This window comes from Pseudoalteromonas sp. APC 3355 (genome assembly GCF_030407615.1).
In the GTDB taxonomy this organism is placed as follows: domain Bacteria; phylum Pseudomonadota; class Gammaproteobacteria; order Enterobacterales; family Alteromonadaceae; genus Pseudoalteromonas; species Pseudoalteromonas distincta.
In genome coordinates this window covers 88,352-109,830 of record NZ_JASDDB010000002.1, presented here as the reverse complement: position 1 = coordinate 109,830, position 21,479 = coordinate 88,352, and the positions used below count along the sequence as shown (strand labels likewise).

At 39.6% G+C, this 21,479-nt stretch carries 16 protein-coding genes; 3 read left to right on the top strand and 13 right to left on the bottom strand.

Annotation, left to right across the window (positions count from 1 at the left end; all coding sequences use genetic code 11):
• Positions 1-67 precede the first annotated feature (67 nt).
• Genes QMA08_RS03760 through QMA08_RS03750 form a run of 3 tightly spaced genes read right to left on the bottom strand, consistent with a single transcriptional unit; the run spans position 68 to position 2,180 of the window.
• Positions 68-709 carry a hypothetical protein gene (locus tag QMA08_RS03760; protein ID WP_290173729.1) on the bottom strand — a complete coding sequence of 214 codons (642 nt, stop codon included), beginning with the start codon at positions 707-709 and terminating at the stop codon, positions 68-70.
• Between the two features lie 28 nt (positions 710-737).
• Positions 738-1,160 carry a hypothetical protein gene (locus QMA08_RS03755; protein ID WP_290173728.1) on the bottom strand — a complete coding sequence of 141 codons (423 nt, stop codon included), beginning with the start codon at positions 1,158-1,160 and terminating at the stop codon, positions 738-740.
• Between the two features lie 45 nt (positions 1,161-1,205).
• Complete coding sequence (locus QMA08_RS03750) at positions 1,206-2,180, bottom strand: transposase (protein ID WP_290173727.1); 975 nt, start codon at positions 2,178-2,180, stop codon at positions 1,206-1,208.
• A gap of 48 nt (positions 2,181-2,228) precedes the next feature.
• Between QMA08_RS03750 and QMA08_RS03745 the strand changes: the two genes are divergently transcribed.
• Positions 2,229-2,855: a transposase gene (locus QMA08_RS03745; RefSeq protein WP_290173726.1), complete on the top strand. Its 627-nt coding sequence runs from the start codon at positions 2,229-2,231 to the stop codon at positions 2,853-2,855.
• A 530-nt stretch (positions 2,856-3,385) separates the two neighbouring features.
• Here the strand turns inward: QMA08_RS03745 and QMA08_RS03740 are convergent.
• The 5 genes from QMA08_RS03740 to QMA08_RS03720 form a co-directional block, all read right to left on the bottom strand.
• Positions 3,386-5,812: an SIR2 family protein gene (locus QMA08_RS03740; protein ID WP_290173725.1), complete on the bottom strand. Its 2,427-nt coding sequence runs from the start codon at positions 5,810-5,812 to the stop codon at positions 3,386-3,388.
• A 734-nt stretch (positions 5,813-6,546) separates the two neighbouring features.
• On the bottom strand, positions 6,547-9,438 hold the full coding sequence (gene gcvP / locus QMA08_RS03735) for an aminomethyl-transferring glycine dehydrogenase (protein ID WP_290173724.1): 2,892 nt from the start codon (positions 9,436-9,438) through the stop codon (positions 6,547-6,549).
• 175 nt (positions 9,439-9,613) lie between these two features.
• Positions 9,614-10,003 carry a glycine cleavage system protein GcvH gene (gene gcvH, locus QMA08_RS03730; protein ID WP_002958029.1) on the bottom strand — a complete coding sequence of 130 codons (390 nt, stop codon included), beginning with the start codon at positions 10,001-10,003 and terminating at the stop codon, positions 9,614-9,616.
• Between the two features lie 73 nt (positions 10,004-10,076).
• On the bottom strand, positions 10,077-11,159 hold the full coding sequence (gene gcvT / locus QMA08_RS03725; protein ID WP_200219944.1) for a glycine cleavage system aminomethyltransferase GcvT: 1,083 nt from the start codon (positions 11,157-11,159) through the stop codon (positions 10,077-10,079).
• Positions 11,160-11,257: 98 nt separating this feature from the next.
• A complete protein-coding gene (locus QMA08_RS03720; RefSeq protein ID WP_290173723.1) occupies positions 11,258-11,857 on the bottom strand; it encodes a hypothetical protein in 600 nt (199 codons plus the stop codon).
• Positions 11,858-11,983: 126 nt separating this feature from the next.
• Here QMA08_RS03720 and QMA08_RS03715 point away from each other — a divergent pair, with 126 nt between their 5' ends.
• Together QMA08_RS03715 and QMA08_RS03710 are read left to right on the top strand one after the other, a co-directional pair.
• Entirely contained in the window at positions 11,984-12,829 is an 846-nt protein-coding gene (locus tag QMA08_RS03715) for a LysR family transcriptional regulator (RefSeq protein WP_290173722.1), read from the top strand.
• Between the two features lie 212 nt (positions 12,830-13,041).
• Entirely contained in the window at positions 13,042-15,198 is a 2,157-nt protein-coding gene (locus QMA08_RS03710) for a TonB-dependent receptor (RefSeq protein WP_290173721.1), read from the top strand.
• A 187-nt stretch (positions 15,199-15,385) separates the two neighbouring features.
• Here the strand turns inward: QMA08_RS03710 and rlmB are convergent, their stop codons facing one another.
• From rlmB to QMA08_RS03685, 5 genes are all read right to left on the bottom strand, one after another.
• Positions 15,386-16,129, bottom strand: coding sequence for a 23S rRNA (guanosine(2251)-2'-O)-methyltransferase RlmB (gene rlmB / locus QMA08_RS03705; RefSeq protein ID WP_002958023.1), 744 nt, complete (start codon positions 16,127-16,129; stop codon positions 15,386-15,388).
• Positions 16,126-18,621: a ribonuclease R gene (gene rnr / locus QMA08_RS03700; RefSeq protein ID WP_058154169.1), complete on the bottom strand. Its 2,496-nt coding sequence runs from the start codon at positions 18,619-18,621 to the stop codon at positions 16,126-16,128. The genes rlmB and rnr overlap by 4 nt, the downstream gene beginning before the upstream one ends.
• Positions 18,622-18,810: 189 nt before the next feature.
• The gene (locus QMA08_RS03695) at positions 18,811-19,545 is read right to left on the bottom strand and encodes an enoyl-CoA hydratase/isomerase family protein (protein WP_002958021.1); all 735 of its coding nucleotides are present in this window, start codon (positions 19,543-19,545) and stop codon (positions 18,811-18,813) included.
• Between the two features lie 98 nt (positions 19,546-19,643).
• Positions 19,644-20,258, bottom strand: coding sequence for a response regulator transcription factor (locus tag QMA08_RS03690; RefSeq protein WP_138488568.1), 615 nt, complete (start codon positions 20,256-20,258; stop codon positions 19,644-19,646).
• Positions 20,258-21,358 (bottom strand): sensor histidine kinase, encoded by a 1,101-nt coding sequence (locus QMA08_RS03685; protein WP_290173720.1) that lies wholly within the window; start codon positions 21,356-21,358, stop codon positions 20,258-20,260. Before QMA08_RS03685 ends, QMA08_RS03690 begins: the two co-directional genes overlap by 1 nt.
• Positions 21,359-21,479 lie beyond the last annotated feature (121 nt).

The window sequence follows — 21,479 nt, the reverse complement described above, 5'->3', positions numbered from 1 at the left end:
TCAATACATCAAAATCCAAGATCATTTAGTCTATTAAAATAGATACAGTATTTTAATCTATTAACTTCTATAGCTCACACAACGACATTTCATGTTTTGGTTTTGCTATTTTTTTACTTGTTAGTGTTTTTCCTGTTTCTGTATCAAGGGTTATAACATCCCAATTTTGGTTTTTATTGGTTGTTATTAATACTTTTAAGTTCCCCTTACACAGCTTTGGTGGAATATTTATTTGAGTCCACGATAATTCAATATCCCATGTACCATCCAACCTATAGCAACTGCCTGTATTTATAGAACTAAGCTTTGCCCACCCGCGCGGATAGCATGCAATTAAATAAGGTTTTACAGCTACCACTGTAGACTTAGGCTTAACTTTAAAGCCTGTTGAGGTTAGACCATTCTCTTCAATTTGAAGAGCATCTCCAGCTGAACTAATAACATAAAATTTATTATTAGCTTTGAAAAATTGTGATACATAACCCCTTGTTAAAGGCCAGTATTTTATTGGTTCCTTGTTATAGGGAATAAAACTCACATATGAAGCGTTACTACCATTTATTATTTTATAACCTCCAAGTAACCAGCCATTATCTGAGTCAAAAACGGTAGATACGCTATCAAGTTCAATAGATACTTCATTACCGTTAGGCAGCAAGTACATACTTGCAGCAAGCAGGTTATTACTAAATAAAAAAAAAGCACTCATCGTCACTGATAAAATGCAGATACTTTTATTAATTTGATTTATAACGTTCATGATATTTATATACCGTAAATGAAGTGCCTCGTTTAAAAGCACCTATGGTGAATAAGCGATCTCTATCGTTAGGTTTTAAATGAATACACCCATGCGAAGGTACCAATCGAACAGTCGAACCTGTTGTTTTTTCGGCTTCGTTCTCTGGCGTAGTGTGAAACATTTGCCCTGATAGACGCTCTTTTCCATCAAGTATTTTATTCCCATTAATATCTTTAAACCAACGAATAGCAGTAGGCCCGAAATCATTGAACACCCACGTGTCAGGTACCACCTCTTCTCCATACAATTCTTTATGCATTTCCATAATCGCACTACGTACAGGTAGTTTATATAACTGATTTAGACTTCCCCACTTACCACTTGGTAAGGCATACCAAATATCTCCTTTTGCAGGCATATCTTTCAACTTAGTACCCCAAGTTAGTCAGGGCTAGGCTTGGGGTCAAATCTTGACTTCATACATCAAACTATCTCGAAGCTTTTCGAACTGTAAGTTGACCTTATCATCTTCAATTATTAACTTATTTAGCCTGCATACCGTTTGGGATATGGCTGAATAATGTTGAACATTAAAAACAACGGCTAACGCTTTCAAATTTTTCCCTGATAAATCTTGGCACAACTTTATGGCAAACATACGAGGTAAGTTTTTCTCTTTACGCCCTTTTTTAACCGTTACAATATCATGTGCATCTATACAAAAATATTTAGCTAAGTACGCAATAACATCATCAGTTGAACGCCTCTGAACAACAACACTTTTTTCGTTGTCTGATTTTGCAATATACTCCTTAATATTCTGAATAAATTCATCGCCGCCCAACACCGAAAATAACTTTTTAGCGCCATAAAAGGTACTTATTTCTTTATTGTTTTCATATTCAACAAACTGTTTGTACGCAGCATATTTACGATTTTTTCCTTGAAGCGAAAATATAAAGTCTCGAACCAACCATTTTGGCGTTGCTGTTTTTTTTATGAAGGCTGAGTAGCTAGACCATTTATATTCAATGAGTTCATCGACTAGCGGTGTACTTGTTTCTATAGGGTTACGATGTATATAACGGCTAACATGTAGTAAGTAATTATCAGCATCCACCAGCACCGCCTTGTAGCGACCTCTAAACAGTGCACCATCTGTATTATGTGTTCTATTAAAATATTGCGTATAAAGGCCATTAATATGCTTCATGGCTCTGCCTAAATTTGCATCAGGGGTTTTTATAAGTAGGTGATAATGATTGGTCATTAAGCAATACGAATGCACTTCAATATTAAAACGAAGGCTTGCTTGCTCAATGCAGTATAAAAAGTGCTTAAAATCGTCATCACTCAAAAAAGTGTTTTCACGCCCTCTTCCACGATTCATCACATGATAAAACGCATTTTCATACTCTATTCGCAACGGTCTAGACATAATAATAAACTCAATGAGTAATAAACTATAAATCTAGACCATTGATGTATGAAGTCAAGATTTGACCCCTTTGGTTCTTTCCTTTGGTTCTTTGGTTTTTTCAGTAGCAACAAAATCAAACAAATGGCCGCTATCAGAAAAGGCGTTGATGCTGAGAAGGTACACGCAGACTTTAGCTCAATGAATACAGCACTGTCAGTCATTTCTAACCTCTCATTAATACGCTGTGCTCAACAGCAAATTAATGTGATCGAAGGCGCTATTTTAAAACAAACATCACTCTCCCCTGAGTTTATGAACTTAACCAGTATTGATGGAATTGGGAATACCTTAGCACTGACCATTATGTTAGAGACAGGCACTATCAAACGTTTTGATAGCCCAGGTAATTTCTCATCGTATTGTCGCTGTGTTAAAGGAGCAAGGTACAGTAATGGAAAGAAAAAAGGCGCTACGAATCAGAAGAATGGTAATCGTTATTTAGCGTGGGCGTTTACTGAGGCCGCTAATTTTGCCATTCGGTACAACCCGACAATCAAAAAATATTATCAACGAAAACTGGCTAAAACGAACCAAGTTATCGCAATTAAAACGGTTGCGCATAAGCTCGCAAGAGCGTGTTATCACGTGCTTAAAGACAATGTACCATTCGATGAATACAAGGCGTTTGCTTAGCGACTATAAAAAAATTAGGTTAACGTGTTGAGCTCGTAATGGGGTTGGTAAAACCATTAGATTTGATTGAGCCTGCACGTTAACCGCTCATATTTTAAATACTGGATATGCCCAATGTTTGAGCCACAAAGGGTTGGTTATGTTCAAGCATAAACCACAGAATTGTTACAGCGCAGTGTGTAAACACAGCCAGAAACTAGACTGACATTGGTACTAAACGATGACTGAGGCGAAAGCCAAGGGCCTTAATTAATCATCAATAATGCTTAATTAAACTGCCTAAATTCATATGGGTGACTGGTGCATATTCACACCAATCGACGTCATTACTGGGTGCGTAGCCATATTTAAAATGAGTTTAAATGATAAGAACACTTGGTTTTTGAATAAAAAGATCAAGGAAACACAGCTGCCTACTTGACCGGAACTTTCTAATGGGTGACCACTTTGGCTCCTCGTGGCTCCTCGAGTTTTTCGTATAAGTAATAGGGTCACCCATTAGGTTTGACCCCATTAGGTTTCTTTTAGTTTTATTTAAGTATAGCTTCAAGATGTTTTTTTGTTTTATCTAAGTAGTGAAATTCTACCTTATCATCTTCTTGTAACTTATTAATTTGCTTTAGCATTCTGTTACATGCATCGATAAAGTTAACTTTATTTTTCTTAGATAGCTTTATAAAGTTAGTCTCAAAAAACTCATAGTAACCACTAACTTGCCTATATTTATATATATCGTCTCTTAACCTTTTTAATAGATTATTCGCTTTCTCAAAGTTGCTATAAACGATATTACCATCAGTTATTATATTACTTTGCTTCAACCATAGCCGTGCTTGTTGGGTATCTATATTGTTTGTATGGTAATCTTGTTTCTTTTCTGCATAGTCATACGCTTCATTTAAATACTTCTGTGCTTTTACATAGTCTTTAAAAGCGATGAACGTCATTGCATATTGCAACCAGAAATGAGGGTTAACTCTCAACCATGGGATATTTATTTTTAAATCTTCATAGTAACGTTGTAAATTACCTACCTTTGTTGTATTTGGTAATATTCTTTCAATGAAAGAAAATTTGAGCATTGCTTTAAAAACTTTTTCTTGAACAGGATCTTTTAAACTTATCCCCTCAAATTTAGATGCAATTCTCAGGAGGTTTTTTGTCACAAAAGCCGCAGAATAATGTTCTTTCATTAAACATATACAAAAAATACTTGAAGAGTTAATAACTTCACCATTACGTATATTAAACAGCTGTTTAAATTCATCTGTGCTAGTTAATTCTTTTGTATATATAGCATCGTTACCTGAGACATCTGAAATTAAGCTTTTGGTGGCAGGAACGCCGATAATTTTACACAAACATATAGAAAGTACTGTCTCTTTGAAGTCATCGTTTTTTTCAAGTCTATCGACTAGTTCTTTTATTTTTGATTTGATAATCGGTGAGTTAAAGAAGTCAATTAGTGCTAAGGAAATTTGAGATTCATTTTTCCTTTTTATATACCTTTTTTTCTCAGAAATCGTAGTTGCTTTATCAGCCCATTGCCCTAAATTATCAAAGATAGCAATTAATTCAGTAATTTCATCATCGAAAAGAAGGTCGATGTTTGTTTCATCAAAACTAAAATCCATACCTATTAATTGATCTCTTAAAAACTCGTGATCTGCTAAACGGGCAGAAGCCACAATAGTTATATTTTCAATTTTAGAGCGAGATACATACTCAATAACATCAATGTGTTGCTCATAATCATCCAAAATAAGGACGACATCAAAGGGTAATTTTGAAAGATAATCTAAGTCACTTCGGTAATCACCATATATATCATCAATTTCATATACATGAAGATCCTTTTTTGAAAGTTCAACTTTCAACTGCTTTAGAAGCAACGATTTTCCATTGCCTAATGATGAGTAAAAAATACTATGACGATCGTTAAATTTAGAGTTAATAACAATGTCACTATAATTTCGATGAACTAGATATGGGACTTTCATATCACCAAGCATATAATAATCGACATGTGAATCCGGAATATTGCCATGAAGTAATAGTTTTTCAACATCATTATCACGAATATCAACTTCATCGCTGCTGATTTCATACTTACTCATTGATTGTAAGTGATAATCAAAATCAATAGTGCAACTATCTTTAAATTTATCAATTAACTCAGCAAAACCGTCTGCACCGATAGAAATCACTTTCCCATATTTCGAAAGAGTAAACTTCGTTTGAATGTCAGGTTCTACAACTGTTATGAAGTAAGTTTTGTCTTTCAAGGTAGAGTCATCAAATAAAAGCCTTTGAATATCAATATCATAAAGTGAATAACCAATGAAAACTATTGCATTAGCTCTATCTAAGTCATTTTTGAAGCAATAACGCCACTCTGAATTAATAAATGATTCAGGAGATACATAAGATGAATTAGATAATTTAAAGGATTTATTTAGGCTCTCTGAGTTTAATGAGTTAATTGAGCCATTTAAATGGACACACATTGACGTTCCTCGGCGTGAGAATTCGCCAAAACTATGACTAATATCAATGGTTTCAAAAACTTTACCTGAATTCTGAGATGCAATCTCAACCGATAAGTCATAATTAGTAGTATATACCCTGGTCCAAGGAAGACTACATATAGAGTTTTGAGTGCTTGATGTAGATTTTAGAGTGTAATTTTCTTTTAATATATTTATTAGCTCAACATCAGATTTCACACTTAAAAAATAATCAGATGTAAACATGAGATCATCATGCTTTTCAATATCAAGCTCTTCGCTTAACTTATTTGACAGTGACTTAGCTCCTAAAGGCTCATTCCCAAGGGAGTTAATCGCGCCATACGAAAAACCTGCCCCTGTAAACAGAATAGCTTTTCCTGCTTTTATTTTATTTATTAAAGTTTCATGCTCTTGGACAAGCTGAGTATTATTAGCGATAACTTCCATATTAGATCCTATAAATATTTCTCAAAGTAAGACTCTATTGTTTTGATACATAACTTTCAACAAATAGTAAATAAAAATATGAATACAAACAGAGTGTAGGTTCAAAAAATGCGGAGGGCCAAGTCTTGTATCTTGCCAAGGACAAGCACCGCAATCACGTTTAACACCCTCCCCCGTCATCATGCCCTGAAAAAAGCAATTGATGAGTAATATTGCGCATGGATGCGCGATAAGGCGAAACTAGGCCATGGATGGCCTATCTTCGCCGTTTACGTTCACATCAATTAATTATTTGAAGGATTAAGCGTGATGCTCGGGGCGCCGTGGGGTTCCAAGGGGCGGTCGGCGTTAGCCGCCCCTTGGTTGCCGCCAGCAATCTGGCAAAAAACCTCGAATAAGGTTTCTAATTTCTAGAAGTACCAAACGTATTCGCGTTATCGGTGATGATAACCTCAAACACCTATTCAAATACTTATTCGGGCTACCGCCCGCGCGTCAGCAAGCTAAACGCCTACAATAAATAACACATACTCTTGGTTTGTGAGCGAGTAAGTATATTTGTGATTCGTTGGGTTTCGTTTCACTCTACCCAACCTACGCCCATATAATTTATGGCGAATCACCACACACAAAAAAGCCGTTGCATTGCTGCAACGACTTTTTTAATTTTGATAAATTCCCAAACTATAATGGGACTTACTACCCATTAAAGGTCAAAAAATTAGTCTCTGTTCTTAGTCGCGATAAGTCTCAACCGGTGGACAAGCACACACTAAGTTACGGTCGCCGTATACGTCATCAATACGTGTAACGGTTGGCCAGAACTTGTTTTTAGCTACTGCAGGCACTGGGAATGCAGCGTAAAAACGGTCGTACGCGCGGTCCCATTCGTTACCTAACACATCGCCTTGTGTATGCGGTGCAAACACTAGCGGGTTGTTTTCGATTGACCATTCGCCAGAGATTACTTTTTCAATTTCGCCTTTAATTGACACCATTGCTTCGATAAAGCGGTCAATCTCACCTTTTGATTCAGACTCAGTTGGCTCAATCATTAATGTGCCAGCTACTGGGAACGACATAGTTGGTGAATGGAAACCGTAATCTTGCAAGCGCTTAGCTACGTCCATTTCAGTAATGCCTGATTGCTCTTTAAGCGGGCGCAGGTCAACAATACATTCGTGAGCAACACGGTTGTTACGACCACGGTATAAAATTGGGAAGTGCTTGCTTAGCTCATGCGTTAAGTAGTTAGCATTAACAATTGCCATTTCAGTAGCTTGTTTTAAGCCCTCTGAACCCATCATGGTGATGTAAGCCCATGAAATAGGTAAAATAGCGGCTGAGCCGTAAGGCGCTGCCGATACCGCACCGTTACCAATGTTAGTACCTGGTACGTTAATTACGCTGTGGTTTGGCATAAACGGCGCAAGATGCGATTTAACACCAATTGGGCCAACACCTGGACCACCGCCGCCGTGTGGAATGCAAAACGTTTTATGCAAGTTTAAGTGCGATACGTCTGAGCCAATAAAGCCAGGGCTTGTTACACCAACTTGCGCGTTCATGTTAGCGCCGTCCATGTAAACTTGGCCGCCGTGCTCATGAATAATGTCACAAATCTCGCGAATTGTTTCTTCGTATACGCCATGCGTAGACGGGTATGTGATCATGATGCACGATAAGTTTTCAGACACTTCCTCAGCTTTCGCTTTAAGGTCGGCCATGTCTACGTTACCGTTTTTGTCGCAGTTAACTACCACAATTTTCATGCTCGCCATTTGCGCTGATGCAGGGTTAGTACCGTGCGCAGAGCTTGGTATTAAACATACATTACGGTGTGCATCCCCTCGTGACTCGTGGTATTTACGAATCGCGATTAAGCCTGCGTATTCACCTTGTGCACCAGAGTTTGGCTGAAGTGATACTGCATCGTAACCGGTAATGTTTACAAGCCAGTCGTGTAGCTCGCCAATCATTATTTGGTAACCCTCTGCTTGATCTAGCGGGCAGAATGGGTGAAGGTTTGCAAACTCAGGCCACGTAATTGGGATCATCTCAGCTGTTGCGTTTAGTTTCATGGTACATGAGCCTAACGAGATCATTGAGTGATTAAGCGATAAGTCTTTGCTTTCTAGTCGCTTAATGTAGCGAAGCATGTCTGTCTCGCTGTGGTAGCTGTTAAAGTTTGGATGCGTTAGTACTTCGTCATCACGTACTAAACTTGCAGGAATTGACTCGCTGCCATTTGCTTCAACGTCTGCTGCAATAGCGTCAACACTTAGGCCATGGCCTTCGCCTAAAATAATATCGAATAACTCAGTAATATCGGCGCGTGTTGTTGTCTCTGATACCGAAATTGAATACTCGCCTTCGTGATTTGTTGCAAAGTTTACGCCTTTTGCAATTGCACGCGCTATTACGTCGTCTTTGCTATCGCTTACTACTGTTAGCGTATCAAACCAAGTGCTGTGCTTAAGTGCGATGCCTTTAGCTTTAAGACCACTTGCTAAAATATCAGCAAAGCGATGTATACGCTGCGCGATAGTTTTTAAGCCTTGTGGGCCGTGGTACACCGCGTAAAACGCTGCCATGTTGGCAAGTAATACTTGCGCTGTACAAATGTTTGAGTTGGCTTTGTCGCGACGAATGTGTTGTTCGCGCGTTTGCATTGCCATACGTAGTGCATCGTTACCTAAACGGTCTTTAGATACACCAATAATACGACCTGGTAATGAACGTTTGTATGCGTCACGTGTTGCAAAAAATGCAGCGTGTGGGCCGCCGTAACCCATAGGTACGCCAAAACGTTGAGCCGAACCAAGTACTACGTCTGCGCCTAGTTTACCCGGTGCTTTTAACAGTAATAAACTCATTATGTCGGCAGCAACACAGGCAATCGCCTTTTTGCTTTGTACGCCAGCAATTAGGTCAGTTATGTCTACCACTTCGCCTGATGTAGTTGGGTATTGGAACAATGCGCCAAAAATGTCGTGGTTTACGGCATCTTCTGCTTTACCTACAATTATTTCAAAACCAAACTGCTCGGCACGCGTTGTTACTACGTCGATTGTTTGTGTGTGTACGTCGTCGGCAATAAAAAAGGCATTGGCTTTTTTAGCTTTTGATACGCGTTTTGCAAGGCCCATAGCCTCTGCAGCGGCTGTTGATTCGTCAAGTAGTGATGCACTTGCTAAATCAAGACCGGTTAAATCTAGGGTCATAGTCTGGAAGTTTAATAATGATTCTAAACGCCCTTGTGCAATCTCCGGCTGATACGGTGTGTACGCTGTATACCAACCTGGATTTTCTAGTACGTTACGTAAAATTACGTGCGGTACGTTAGTTGGGTGGTAGCCTTGGCCAATGTACGATTTGAAAACTTTATTTTTGCTGGCTACTGATTTTAAGTAGCTTAGTGTTTCAACTTCAGTACGGCTTTGTCCAACTGTTAACGGTTGCTCTAGACGAATGCTAGCCGGTACAGTTTGGTCAATGAGCTCTTGCACACTCGATACTTCTAAAGCACTTAGCATATCGCTTACTTGTGCTGGGCTTGGCCCAATATGGCGGCGAATAAAATCTTGCTTTTGCTCTAGTTCTTCAAGAGATTTGGCGTTTGACATGTGTCCAGATTCCTATGATCCAAAAAATGTGGCTACTGCTGATGGGTAAACAGCAATAACTTAAAGTTCTTATGATTTAACAGCCCACTTTGTATGGAAAAGTTAACTGTAAAATCATAAAAGCCCCGATATCTAAATAAAACACGCGGGGCTTTTAGTTATCTACAAAGAATAATTATTCTTCGTCGATAGTGTGCGAGTAACCTTCAGCGTCTAATAAGTTGTCTAGCTCAGACTCGTCAGATGCTTTAATACGGAATAACCAACCGTCGCCGTAAGCGTCGTTGTTTACTGTTTCAGGTGAGTCTTCAAGTTCTTCGTTAATAGCAACAATTTCGCCACTGATAGGTGCGTAAATGTCTGATGCTGCTTTAACTGACTCTGCTACTGCACAGTCTTCGCCAGCGTCTACTTCGTCGCCAACTTCTGGTAATTCAACAAATACCATGTCGCCAAGAAGCTCTTGCGCATGCTCAGAAATACCAACAGTAAATGTACCGTCGCCTTCGTTACGAACCCACTCGTGTGAAGGTGCGTATTTTAACTCGCTAGGAATGTTGCTCATTTTATTTGTCCTTTGGTTTATATTGGGAGGATATCAATCACTGTAATTACACTGATTGATATAACCAAATTATTTAAATTATTGATTTACCGTTACGTACAAAGCTAGGCTTTACTACTTTAACGTTTACTAATTTTTTACGCATTTCTACTTGAGCTGTATCGCCTGTTGAACGTGGTACACGTGCAAGGGCTACACTAAAACCAAGTGTTGGTGAGAAAGTACCTGAGGTAATAACCCCTACCCCACCGTCAACAATTACTTTAGAACCGCTACGCAAAACGCCTTTTTCTTCAAACACTAAGCCAACTAGTTTGTCAGTGCTTTTTTCTGCGCGTTGCTTAACAAGTACGTCACGACCAATAAAGTCACGATCTTCTGGTTCCCATGCAATGGTCCATGCCATGTTAGCTGCAAGTGGTGATACGCTTTCGTCCATATCTAGGCCGTAAAGGTTCATACCTGCTTCTAAACGTAGCGTGTCGCGTGCACCTAAACCAGCAGGCTTAACACCTGCGTCTAGCAGTTGTTGCCATAAATCGGCTGCTTGGTCGTTCGGTACTACTATTTCGTAACCGTCTTCGCCAGTATAACCCGTTGTGGCAATAAATAAATCACCTACTTGAACACCAAAAAACGGCTTCATACCTTCAACAGCGGCTTGTTGCTCAGCATTTAAAAGAGTAGCTGTTTTTGCTTTAGCGTTAGGCCCTTGCACTGCAATCATTGCAAACTCTGGGCGCTCTGTAACAGTTACGTCAAAGTCGCTCGATACGTTAGCTAAATGCGCTAGGTCTTTTTCGCGCGTTGCTGAGTTAACAACTAGGCGGTAAAAGGTTTCGCTAAAGAAATAAATAATTAAGTCGTCTATTACACCGCCTTGCTCGTTAAGCATGCCTGTGTAAAGCGCTTTGCCTGGTACGGTTAATTTTGCAACGTCGTTAGCTACTAGCTTACGTAAAAATGCTTTTGCTTGAGGCCCTTCAATATCAACAATAGTCATGTGTGATACGTCAAACATACCAGCGTCGGTACGTACGCTATTGTGTTCTTCTATTTGTGAGCCGTAGTTGATTGGCATTTCCCAGCCATGAAAATCAACCATTTTTGCGCCCGCTTCTAGGTGCTTAGCATGTAGTACAGTTTTAGAAGTCATAACATTCCTTCACGTTTAAATTAACCCTGTTTAGGGCGTGGCTTAAATAGATATAAAAACAGGTAAACATTGTAATGCTCACCTGTTGTTTTTATTCGTTATGCGGCTTCACTATGCATAAGTGCAAAACCTTGCGCTTGCATGTAGCTTTGCCATTTTTGTAATTCTTGTTGTTTAGCTACTAATACAAAGTGTTGTTCGTCGTTTTTATCAATGGCGGTAATAAATACATCACCGCTTTGTGCACCGTAGCAAAGTTTCGCGTCAGAAAGGCGCAAACCTGGTGTTAATTTAAAAGCATTAACTAGGGTATCAAAGGCGTTGTCGCCACTTAAAATAAAGCTTGCCAGATCGGTGCGTACTACATAATCAATATCAAAACGTAATTGCTGCTCGTTTATAAGCGCTTGTAGTTGAAGGCTTGCGTTGTGTGGCAGTACGAATCTAAAGGCGGTTTCGCTAAAGTAATAAACAGCAAAACTGTAGTCAGAATTATAGTCGCCATCAAGCGTGCCTTTTAAGCCTAAACCGCTGGCGGTAAGCTTAGTTAAATCAAGGCCTAAAATAGTGCTTAAAAATACACTGGTTTCGGTGCCGCTAAAATCCATTACAACGTGATTGTTGTTAGTTTGCAAAGCGTTAGTAACCGCACTACTTGCGTTGCTGTGGCGGGCAAACATTATTGGGCTAAAAGTCATAACAAACACCTGTGTATTTTCGATTACAAAAGTATATTGCCCACGCCTATCAACAACAAATTGTAATTATTTATCAATTGATAAATAATACTTATATATATGGCTATATAAATTGTAATTTTAAATATGAAAAACATATCAACAGACGGTTTACGTACTTTTGTAATGGTAGTTGAAATAGGTGGCTTTGCTAAAGCAGGCGATTTACTTGGCCTGTCGCAACCTGCTGTAAGTTTGCAAATAAAGCGCTTAGAAGACGTGCTTGGCTATAAACTATTTAAAAAACAAGGGCAGCGCCAAGTATTAAACCAGTACGGCGAGCTATTATTGCCTATGGCAAAACAAATGATGCAACACAACGATGCTATTTTGCAGCAGTTCACCTCAGAAAACATCGCAGGTAAAGTGCGCTTGGGTATTCCGAGCGAATTTGCAGCGCGCATACTACCTTCTATTATTGGCGACTTTGTGGCGCTCTACCCTGAGGTGTCGTTAGAGGTTAAGTCGCGTTTAAGTAAGCATTTGCTTTCGGCTTCTCGCCAAGATCAGTTTGATTTAGTACTTGCGCTAAATGAGCGACTCAACTCTGATAAGTTTCCTATTTTTATGCAAGACGAACTAGTGTGGGTGGGCGACCTGTCACTTGCGCATAATGAGGTGGTTACCCTAGTTACCGCACCAGAGGGGTGTATTTATCGTCGCCGTGCTACTGATGCGTTAAAAAGTGCAGGCATTAGATACCGAATAGTTTATAGCAACGCCGATTTAACCGGCCTTATTGCTGCATTAAAAGAAGGCTTAGGTATTACGGTACTTGCCAAAAGTACAGTACCGAGTGAGCTTAACTATCAGGTTCAAACCAAGCATTTACCAGCTCTTGGTAATATTGGTATTAGCTTGGTTAAAAGTTCGGGTGAGTCGGAAAATGCGGTAGATAAACTCGCTGAATTTATAGCTCTACGCTTGGGCTAGCGCTTACGTAGCACATATAATTCGTTCAGCCTTTATAGTTAGTAAAACAATTACAAAATAATACAAAAGAAACAATTTAGTTAATTAAGTTGCATAAGCAGGTGTTTTTAGTTCTATTAAACTGAATAATTAAATAGTTAATAACATTGATTCGTATTCGTTAACGTGTTCAAATTACGCCAATTAAGATAATTGACATGATTAGGAACACAATGAACCCTAAGTTTTTAGTATCTACTTTGGCAACTGCGGTTGCTTTGTCTTTTAGTGCTACTGCAATAGCAAAAGACACCAGCAATAAAGAACAACGCTTTGAACAAATTACTGTTATTGGCTCACAGCAAGCAATTAACGATATTCCTGGTTCGGCTACGTTTATTTCTGAAGAAGAGCTTCAAAAATTCCAGTTTACCGATATTTCTCGCGTTCTAGCGTCTGTTCCGGGCGTTTACGTGCAAGAAGAAGACGGTTATGGCCTTCGTCCTAACATTGGTATGCGCGGTACAGGTACTGGCCGTAACGATAAAATATCAGTAATGGAAGACGGTGTATTAGTTGCACCAGCACCATATTCAGCACCTTCTGCATACTACTTCCCTACTATGGGTCGTATGGAATCTATTGAAGTATTAAAAGGCGCAGCCTCAGTTAAGTACGGCCCGCGTACTACGGGTGGTGTTTTAAACTTACTTTCGCGCAGCTTACCAACTGAGCCAAATAGCTCAAAAGGTATGGTAGATGCAGCCCTTGGTAGCGACGGTTACTACAAAGGCCACGCTTACTTTGGTAAAGAAAAAAATAACACAGCAGGTTTAATTGAAGTATTTACTTACGGCGCAGATGGCTTTAAAGAGCTGCCAGTAGGCAATGACAACACCGGCTTTGAAAAAACAGATTTACTATTAAAGTTTGGCCATACGTTTGGTCAAAACGATGCGCATAATCTTGAGCTAAAAATTAAGTACTCTGACGAAACATCAGACGAAACATACATGGGCTTAACTGACGAAGACTATCAAAAAAGTCCTTACCGTCGTTATGCTGCATCGCAAAACGATGAAATGAATACGCGCCACAACGCATACCAACTTAACTACGCGTACCGTTTTGGTGATGGCTATGAGTTTTTAGCTACGGCTTACTTAAACGATTTTCATCGTAACTGGTATAAAGCCAGCAAAGTAAGCGAAAGCTACCTTGAGCAATACAGTGAATTTGAAGCAAACCCAACAAGCGAAGGCATTGAAGGTATTGGCGTTAAAGCTAATAACCGCGACTACCAAGCTAAAGGTATTCAGTCTGAATTACATATTCCTGCAGGCGATCACTATGTGACTGTTGGTGTACGTTACCACGAAGACGAAATGGATCGTTTTCAATGGGAAGACAAATACACACTTAATCAAGACCTAAGCTTAACGCTTACAGAGCAAGGCGTTCCGGGCTCAGACAGCAACCGTGTAGATAGCGCAGAAGCAAGTACCTTGTTTATTCAAGACGAGTGGACAATTGATGCATTAGTAGTAAGTGCAGGTCTTCGTTATGAAGACATTACTATTACGCGTGAAGAGTGGTCTAAATCAGATCCAACACGCAGCAACGGTTTAACTAAAGATGTGTCGAACGACACTGAAATTTTAGTGCCGTCGTTAGGCGCTACATACACGCTTAACGAAAACGTAACGCTACTTGCGGGCATTCAAAAAGGGTATGCACCAGCTGCACCTGGTAATGCTGACCAAGAAGAAGAAGAAAGTGTAAACATTGAGTTTGGCTCTCGCTTTAATATGGATGGCTTTAGCGGTGAAGTAATTGCGTTTTACTCAGACTACGACAACATGCACGGTAACTGTACTGCAGCGGTTGGTTGTAGCGACGACAACATTGGCGACCAATACAACTACGGTGAAGTAGAAGTAGCGGGCTTTGAATTTAGTGCAGCACGTACTTTTGCAACTGATACAGCGATGTTCCCAGTTAAATTAACGTACACCTACACAGACTCTGAGTTTAAAAACGATTTTGATTCAGAAATTTGGGGCGCGGTAGAAAAAGGCGATGCAATGCCTTACGTACCAGAAAACCAAGTAGCGTTATCGTTAGGTGCTGAGTTTTCTGCGTTTGTAGTTAACAGCCAAATACGTTACGTATCTGACGCGCATGCTAACTTAACGCAGTCGGGCTTAAACGCAATTGATAGCCGCGTAGTATGGGATTTAGCTGCTAAATACTTAATCGATGAAAATCAAAAAGTATACCTAAGCGTTGATAACTTGTTTGATAAAACATACGTTGCTAACCGTTCAAACGGTGGCATTCAACCAGGTAAGCCGCGTACTGTACAGATGGGCTACACTTACTCATTCTAAATTGAAAGCTGGTTAAACGGTTCACTAACAGCGTTAATAATTTTTTATGTAAGACCAAAAATTATTGCCTTGTTTTTAAACCGTTTACCAAAGCTTACAAAGTTAAAGCGTAAATTACAGACACAAAAAAGCCGAGATTGAATTTCAATCTCGGCTTTTTAATACATAAAACTTATCGTTTTATATATTAGTTATTTGCGTTACGTTGGCGTAATACTTCAAACAAACAAATACCCGTGGCTACCGATACGTTTAAGCTTGAAACAGTACCCGCCATTGGGATTTTAACAAGCATATCGCAATGCTCACGCGTTAAGCGTCGCATGCCCTCGCCTTCTGCGCCCATAACAATAGCCATTGGCCCCGTTAAGCTTGCATCAAATACGTGGTTATCAGTTTCGCCAGCGGTACCTACAACCCATACGCCTGCATCTTTAATTTCGCGAAGCGTACGCGCAAGGTTAGTCACTTGAATAAGCGGTACTGTTTCGGCTGCGCCACAGGCTACTTTACGTGCGGTACCGTTAAGCTTAGCCGACTTATCTTTAGGTACAATCACAGCGTGAACACCTGCCGCGTCTGCACTACGTAGGCATGCACCTAAATTATGCGGATCGGTAATACCATCAAGCACAAGTAAAAACGGTGTGTCTTCACGAGCGATTATCGCATCAAGATCTTTTTCATTAAACGTTGGCGCTGCTTTTACGTTGGCAATAATACCTTGATGCTGCTCACCCTTTGATTTGCTATCAAGGGCTTTACGCTGCATAAACTGTACTGAAATACCAAATTTACGTGCTTCATCAATAATCGGAGTTGAGCGTTTGTCGTCACGACCTTTAAGGGCGTAAATTTCCACAAAGCGCTCTGGTTCGCTTTCTAAAATTGCTTCAACAGAATGAAAGCCAAAAATTAATTCATTACTCACGTATTGTCTGCTCCTGGGCTAGTACGTTTGCGGGCATTTTTACCTGCTCTTTTAGGCTTTTTAACGGCCTTCTTTTTTGGTTTTTTCTTTACGGCAGAGTCTGCTGCTTTTTTATCTGCAGGTTTTGTTGCAGACTTATTTGCAGGCTTGCCTTTATCTTTATTTGCTGGCTTTTTTTTACCTTTTGGTTTGTCATCGCTGTGCGACTTTTTACCCGGTACTTTGCCTGCTTTTAATTGCGAACGCACACTTGCTGGCGCATGCTCAGATTTGCCTGAGCCTTTTTTTGGTGCACGACGACGTGAGTATCTGTCTTGTGCAACATCGCCTTTAAGCGTTAAGTTTATACGGCGATCGTCTAAACTAACCGACGCAACTTTTACTGTTACTTTATCGCCAAGGCGATAAACTTTGTGAGAGTGCTCACCTATTAGGGTGTGTTTTGCAGCATCATGCGCAAAAAACTCGTCGCCTAAATTAGTAACGTGAATAAGCCCATCAATTTGTAAATCGTCTAAACGAATAAACAAACCAAAATTGGTAACCGATGAAATAACACCATCAAACTCTTCACCTACATGGTCTTGCATAAACTCACATTTAAGCCAATCAGCTACTTCGCGAGTTGCATCGTCAGCGCGACGCTCTGTTGTAGAACACTGCTCACCTAGTTGATCAACTTCGTCGTCGGTGTAAGCATATTCGCCAGACGTTTGCTGACCTTGTGCTTTTATTACTGCTTTAATAGCACGATGCACTACTAAATCTGGGTAACGACGTATTGGCGATGTAAAATGCGCGTAAGCCGATAACGCTAAACCAAAGTGACCAATGTTATCTGGCTGATATACAGCTTGTTTCATTGAACGCAGTAACATAGTTTGAATAAGTTCAGCTTCTGGGCGGTCACCTAGTCGCGCTAATACTTGCGTTATTTCTTTTGGTGTTGGCTCGTCGCTTAATGTGCTTTCAATACCTAACTCGCCTAAAAACTTAGTAAAGTTACCTAGTTTTTCTTGGTCTGGTTCGTCATGCACACGATAAAGCGCACTCGCTTCGTGCTTTTCAAGAATTTTAGCCGCTGATACGTTGGCTAAAATCATACATTCTTCAATGAGTTTGTGCGCATCGTTACGAATAACAGGCACTATTGATTCTATTTTACGCTGAGCGTTAAATACAAAACGTGTTTCTAGGGTTTCAAACTCAATGGCACCACGGTCTTGGCGTGCAGCTTTAAGTGCCATATACATTTGCTGTAAGTCAGTTAAATGTGGCACAACGGCTGAGTATTCTTCACGTAGTTTTTCGTCGTTTTGTAAAATGGCATTTACTTTGGTGTAAGTTAAACGTGCATGCGAGTTCATTATCGCTTCGTAAAACTTATAGCCCGAAAGTTTACCCGCGCTCGACACGGTCATTTCGGCAACCATACATAAGCGATCTACTTTTGGATTAAGTGAACATAATCCGTTAGAAAGCACTTTTGGTAGCATCGGAATTACTTGCTCAGGAAAATACACTGAGTTACCACGCAAAATTGCTTCTTTGTTAAGCGGCGTGTTCATTCCTACGTAATGCGATACATCGGCAATGGCAACCCATAAGCGCCAGCCACCTGATTTTTTAGGTTCACAATATACGGCGTCATCAAAGTCGCGTGCATCTTCGCCATCAATAGTTACAAGTGGTAAATCACGTAAATCTACACGACCTTGTTTGTCAGCTTCTTCAACAAATTCACCTAGATGAGCAACTTGTGCTTCAACTTCTTCTGGCCATACATGTGGAATATCGTGATTGCGCAGTGCAACTTCAATTTCCATACCTGGGGCTAAATGCTCACCAAGTACATCTATAACTTTACCTACCGCGTTCATGTTACGACTTGGGTTTTGCGTAATTTTAACCTGCACCATTTGGTTATGGCGGGCACCGTTTTCGTTGCCTGGTAAAATCATTATATCTTGCGTTATGCGCGGGTCTTCAGCGACTACAACAGCAACACCGTGCTCAACAAAGTAACGGCCAACAATTGGCGCGCGCTCGTTAGTAAGCACTTTTATAATACGTGCATCGCATTTTGAGCCAGAACCACGTTTAGTGCCTTTAGCTAGTACAATGTCGCCATGTAACACCATATTCATTTGGTGCTTAGCAATAAACCAATCTTTACTCTCGCCTTCAACTTCTAAAAAGCCGAAACCGTCTCTGTGGCCTATTACTTTGCCTTTGGTTAAACCGGCTTCGTCAATTAGGGCGTAGCATTTAAATTTATTGAAATACAGCTGTCCGTCACGCTCCATAGCGCGAAGGCGGCGTTTAAATGCTATTTGGCGTTCGTCATCGTTTACTGCTAGTTCTTCACATAATTGCGCGTAGTTAGCAGGCTTTGAACGCTCTTGAAGGTGAGTAAGTATAAACTCACGACTAGGGACTGGGTTTTCGTACTTTTCTTGTTCTCGACTGAGATTTGGATCTTGGTTTGACATTCACTATCTTGTTAGTTGGTTATGTAGGTATTTTAACCCATATAGTTATAATGAGACAGGTAAAAGCTATTAAACTTTTAAGAAAGCACTTTTACCTTACTGTATAGTTTAAAAATCTAGCGCAATGGGACTTAACGATCCCTTAACTGCAAAGTGTTTAGTCATCTCGTAGCAATGCTAAAATCTATACTATTTTTTTTGTAGGTTTTTCCACAGCAGTTTACTTATATTATCAATAAAGCTTGGGTCTTCTTCTTTCATCGTAAGTAAAATCTGCTTATTCATTTGTGTTTTATTTTGAGCGTAAATCCAACGGTTTTTATTAAACTGCTGGGCAAACTCAAGTACACCCGCTTGTAGTTCATCGTTATTTGCAAACACAGCTTCAACTACTTTGTTCTCTAGCAACTGCTGTGCACCAACCCGCTCTCCTGACATAGCTAGACGATTAAAGAAGGTTTGCGAAATAGCCTTATTAATTATAGGAAACATCGACGGAACAAATGGCACCATTACATCCACTTCAGGAAAACAAAAAAAGCCTTTGTCTGATTTCATAAATCTAAAGTCGCACGCACACGCAAGTACAGAACCATTACCATAGGTATGCCCGTTTAACGCAGCAATAATAGGCATAGGAAAAGTAACTATACGTTTAAATAAGTCACTTATTTGAATCATAAAGTCTGAAATTGCTGCAGGTAAAATACTTGGATTAGACATCCATTGAAGGTCGATACCCAATGACCAGTTTTTATCACTTGAAGACGTTAAAATAACTGACTTAATATTTTGTTCTGCTTCAATGTGGTCTAGGTGTAAATTAAACTCAGCCAAAAACGCTGGGTTGTGGCGGTTTTCAGCGGTATTCATAGTGAGTATAGCGATATTATTTTTAGTTGTTAGTTCTATTAAGTTTGCCATTAAAACCTCTTTTAGCGCTTTTTAAGCTAGTTTTAAGCGCTGTTCGTTACTTTTACATAACATAGTAATACTTTGCTTATAATTTATAAACCCGCTAATTAAAGCCACCCTTTTTGTTTAGCTATACGCGCAGCATCTATGCGGTTAGTGGCGTTTAATTTTGCAATGGCATCCGATAGGTAGTTACGCGTAGTCCCTTCGCTAATAAATAACTGCTTGGCTATGTCGCTTGTTTTAAGGCCATCGCTTGCAAGTTTAAGGGCTTTGCGTTCTTTATCGGTAAGTGGATCTGCATCGTCCAATGCATTAATAGCAAGCTCTGGGTCAATTACCTTTTGTCCCTGCATTACTTTTTTAAGCGCATTTATTAACTCTTCACTTGGTGCTTCTTTTAAAATAAAACCTTTAACGCCTGTCGTAAGCGCTCGCCTAATATAACCCGCACGAGAAAATGTAGTCATAATAACCATTTTTATAGTAGGAAATTTAACAGCTATTTTTTCGCTAAGCTCTATACCATTCATGGTTGGCATTTCTATATCGGTTAAAATTATATCGGGATGTAAATCACTATCAAGCGCCTCAATTGCATTAAGTGCATCTTGCCCGTTACTTGCTTGCCCAATAATCTCAATATTAAAATCAAGCCCTAACAATGCTGCTACTGCGTCGCGTACAAGCGCCTGATCTTCCACTAAATATACTCTGATCATTATAAATCCTTAGCTGTAATTGGCAGCACTACTTTTAAAGTAAAATTATCGCCACAGGTAAATGCTGCACTGCCATTTAGTTGCTCTGCTCGCTCTTTAATACCATTTAGGCCATTGCCCGAATTCAATGTACTGCACGGACCATGGTCAATTACGGTTATAAGTAACTGCTGCGCTGTTTGTTCTATATTTATTTCGCAATTTTTTGTGTTGCTATGGCGTAATAAGTTAGTAACTGCCTCTTTAATTATAAGGCCTGCTATACCCTCTACTTTAGCGGGCAGAGCATTTAAAACCACATTAAATGAAACGTTAAATCCTTGCTCTATTAACCTTTGCTTTAACTGTGCTACTTGGCTGACAAGATTAAGCTGTTTTAAATCACTTACGGCGCTTCTTACATCGCTAAGTAACTGCCTTGCCAAATCGGCCACTTGTGCAATTTCGCTATTTGCTTGAGCGTAGCGCTCTCCTTGGTTTAATTTATTAGCAAGCTCAGCTTTTAAAGCAATAGATGAAAGTGAATGGCCTAAAATATCATGCAAGTCGCGAGCTATTCGTTCTCGCTCTGCAATAGCTGCTAATTGCTCTAGTTGGTTAGCGCTTTCTTGTTCGCGCTTTTTGTATAAGCTTTCTCTTTTTGCTGCAATACCGTAACTAAATAATGTGGCGCATAGAATCAAAGCAACGCCTAAAAAGTATTGAACCTTACCTATATCTCCAATATATGTGCTTAATAAAACCGTGAATATAATTGCGATCGCAGCATAAATTCTTTGACGGGAGCTGTAAGAGTAGCCTGCTATATAAGCTACGAAACCAAATAAAGTAGGCGTACCTGTGGTGTAAAAAGTAGCGCAAAAACAAATTAAGAGCATGGCTAAAAATAACTTAGTCACCCCTGCACTTTTACAGTTTATTGCTTTTACATACAAAAGAATAAAAGCAATATAGAAGGCTAAAGACATAACAATTTGGTTAACTGTAAAGCTCGCAAAATTAATTATTAGCGGGAGTAAATAAAAGCCGGTAAAAATTAAATGTCCATATTTCCAAAAACCTTTATCGCTTTGTTGAGAAAAGCTGCTTAACGAGCTCATACTAATACCTCAGGCATATTATTTTTACTTATAGCACTATTTTTATTAATAAATATAAATAACATAAAAATGCATACCAGCATAAAGCAATCTGCGTACGTAATCGTAAAACTTAACGCCT

Coding starts and splice junctions, on each gene's coding strand:
- QMA08_RS03760 (WP_290173729.1), bottom strand. CDS start 709: ATGAGTGCTTTTTTTTTATTTAGTAATAACCTGCTTGCTGCAAGTATG.
- QMA08_RS03755 (WP_290173728.1), bottom strand. CDS start 1,160: ATGCCTGCAAAAGGAGATATTTGGTATGCCTTACCAAGTGGTAAGTGG.
- QMA08_RS03750 (WP_290173727.1), bottom strand. CDS start 2,180: ATGTCTAGACCGTTGCGAATAGAGTATGAAAATGCGTTTTATCATGTG.
- QMA08_RS03745 (WP_290173726.1), top strand. CDS start 2,229: ATGAAGTCAAGATTTGACCCCTTTGGTTCTTTCCTTTGGTTCTTTGGT.
- QMA08_RS03740 (WP_290173725.1), bottom strand. CDS start 5,812: ATGGAAGTTATCGCTAATAATACTCAGCTTGTCCAAGAGCATGAAACT.
- gcvP (WP_290173724.1), bottom strand. CDS start 9,438: ATGTCAAACGCCAAATCTCTTGAAGAACTAGAGCAAAAGCAAGATTTT.
- gcvH (WP_002958029.1), bottom strand. CDS start 10,003: ATGAGCAACATTCCTAGCGAGTTAAAATACGCACCTTCACACGAGTGG.
- gcvT (WP_200219944.1), bottom strand. CDS start 11,159: ATGACTTCTAAAACTGTACTACATGCTAAGCACCTAGAAGCGGGCGCA.
- QMA08_RS03720 (WP_290173723.1), bottom strand. CDS start 11,857: ATGACTTTTAGCCCAATAATGTTTGCCCGCCACAGCAACGCAAGTAGT.
- QMA08_RS03715 (WP_290173722.1), top strand. CDS start 11,984: ATGAAAAACATATCAACAGACGGTTTACGTACTTTTGTAATGGTAGTT.
- QMA08_RS03710 (WP_290173721.1), top strand. CDS start 13,042: ATGAACCCTAAGTTTTTAGTATCTACTTTGGCAACTGCGGTTGCTTTG.
- rnr (WP_058154169.1), bottom strand. CDS start 18,621: ATGTCAAACCAAGATCCAAATCTCAGTCGAGAACAAGAAAAGTACGAA.
- QMA08_RS03695 (WP_002958021.1), bottom strand. CDS start 19,545: ATGGCAAACTTAATAGAACTAACAACTAAAAATAATATCGCTATACTC.
- QMA08_RS03690 (WP_138488568.1), bottom strand. CDS start 20,258: ATGATCAGAGTATATTTAGTGGAAGATCAGGCGCTTGTACGCGACGCA.
- QMA08_RS03685 (WP_290173720.1), bottom strand. CDS start 21,358: ATGAGCTCGTTAAGCAGCTTTTCTCAACAAAGCGATAAAGGTTTTTGG.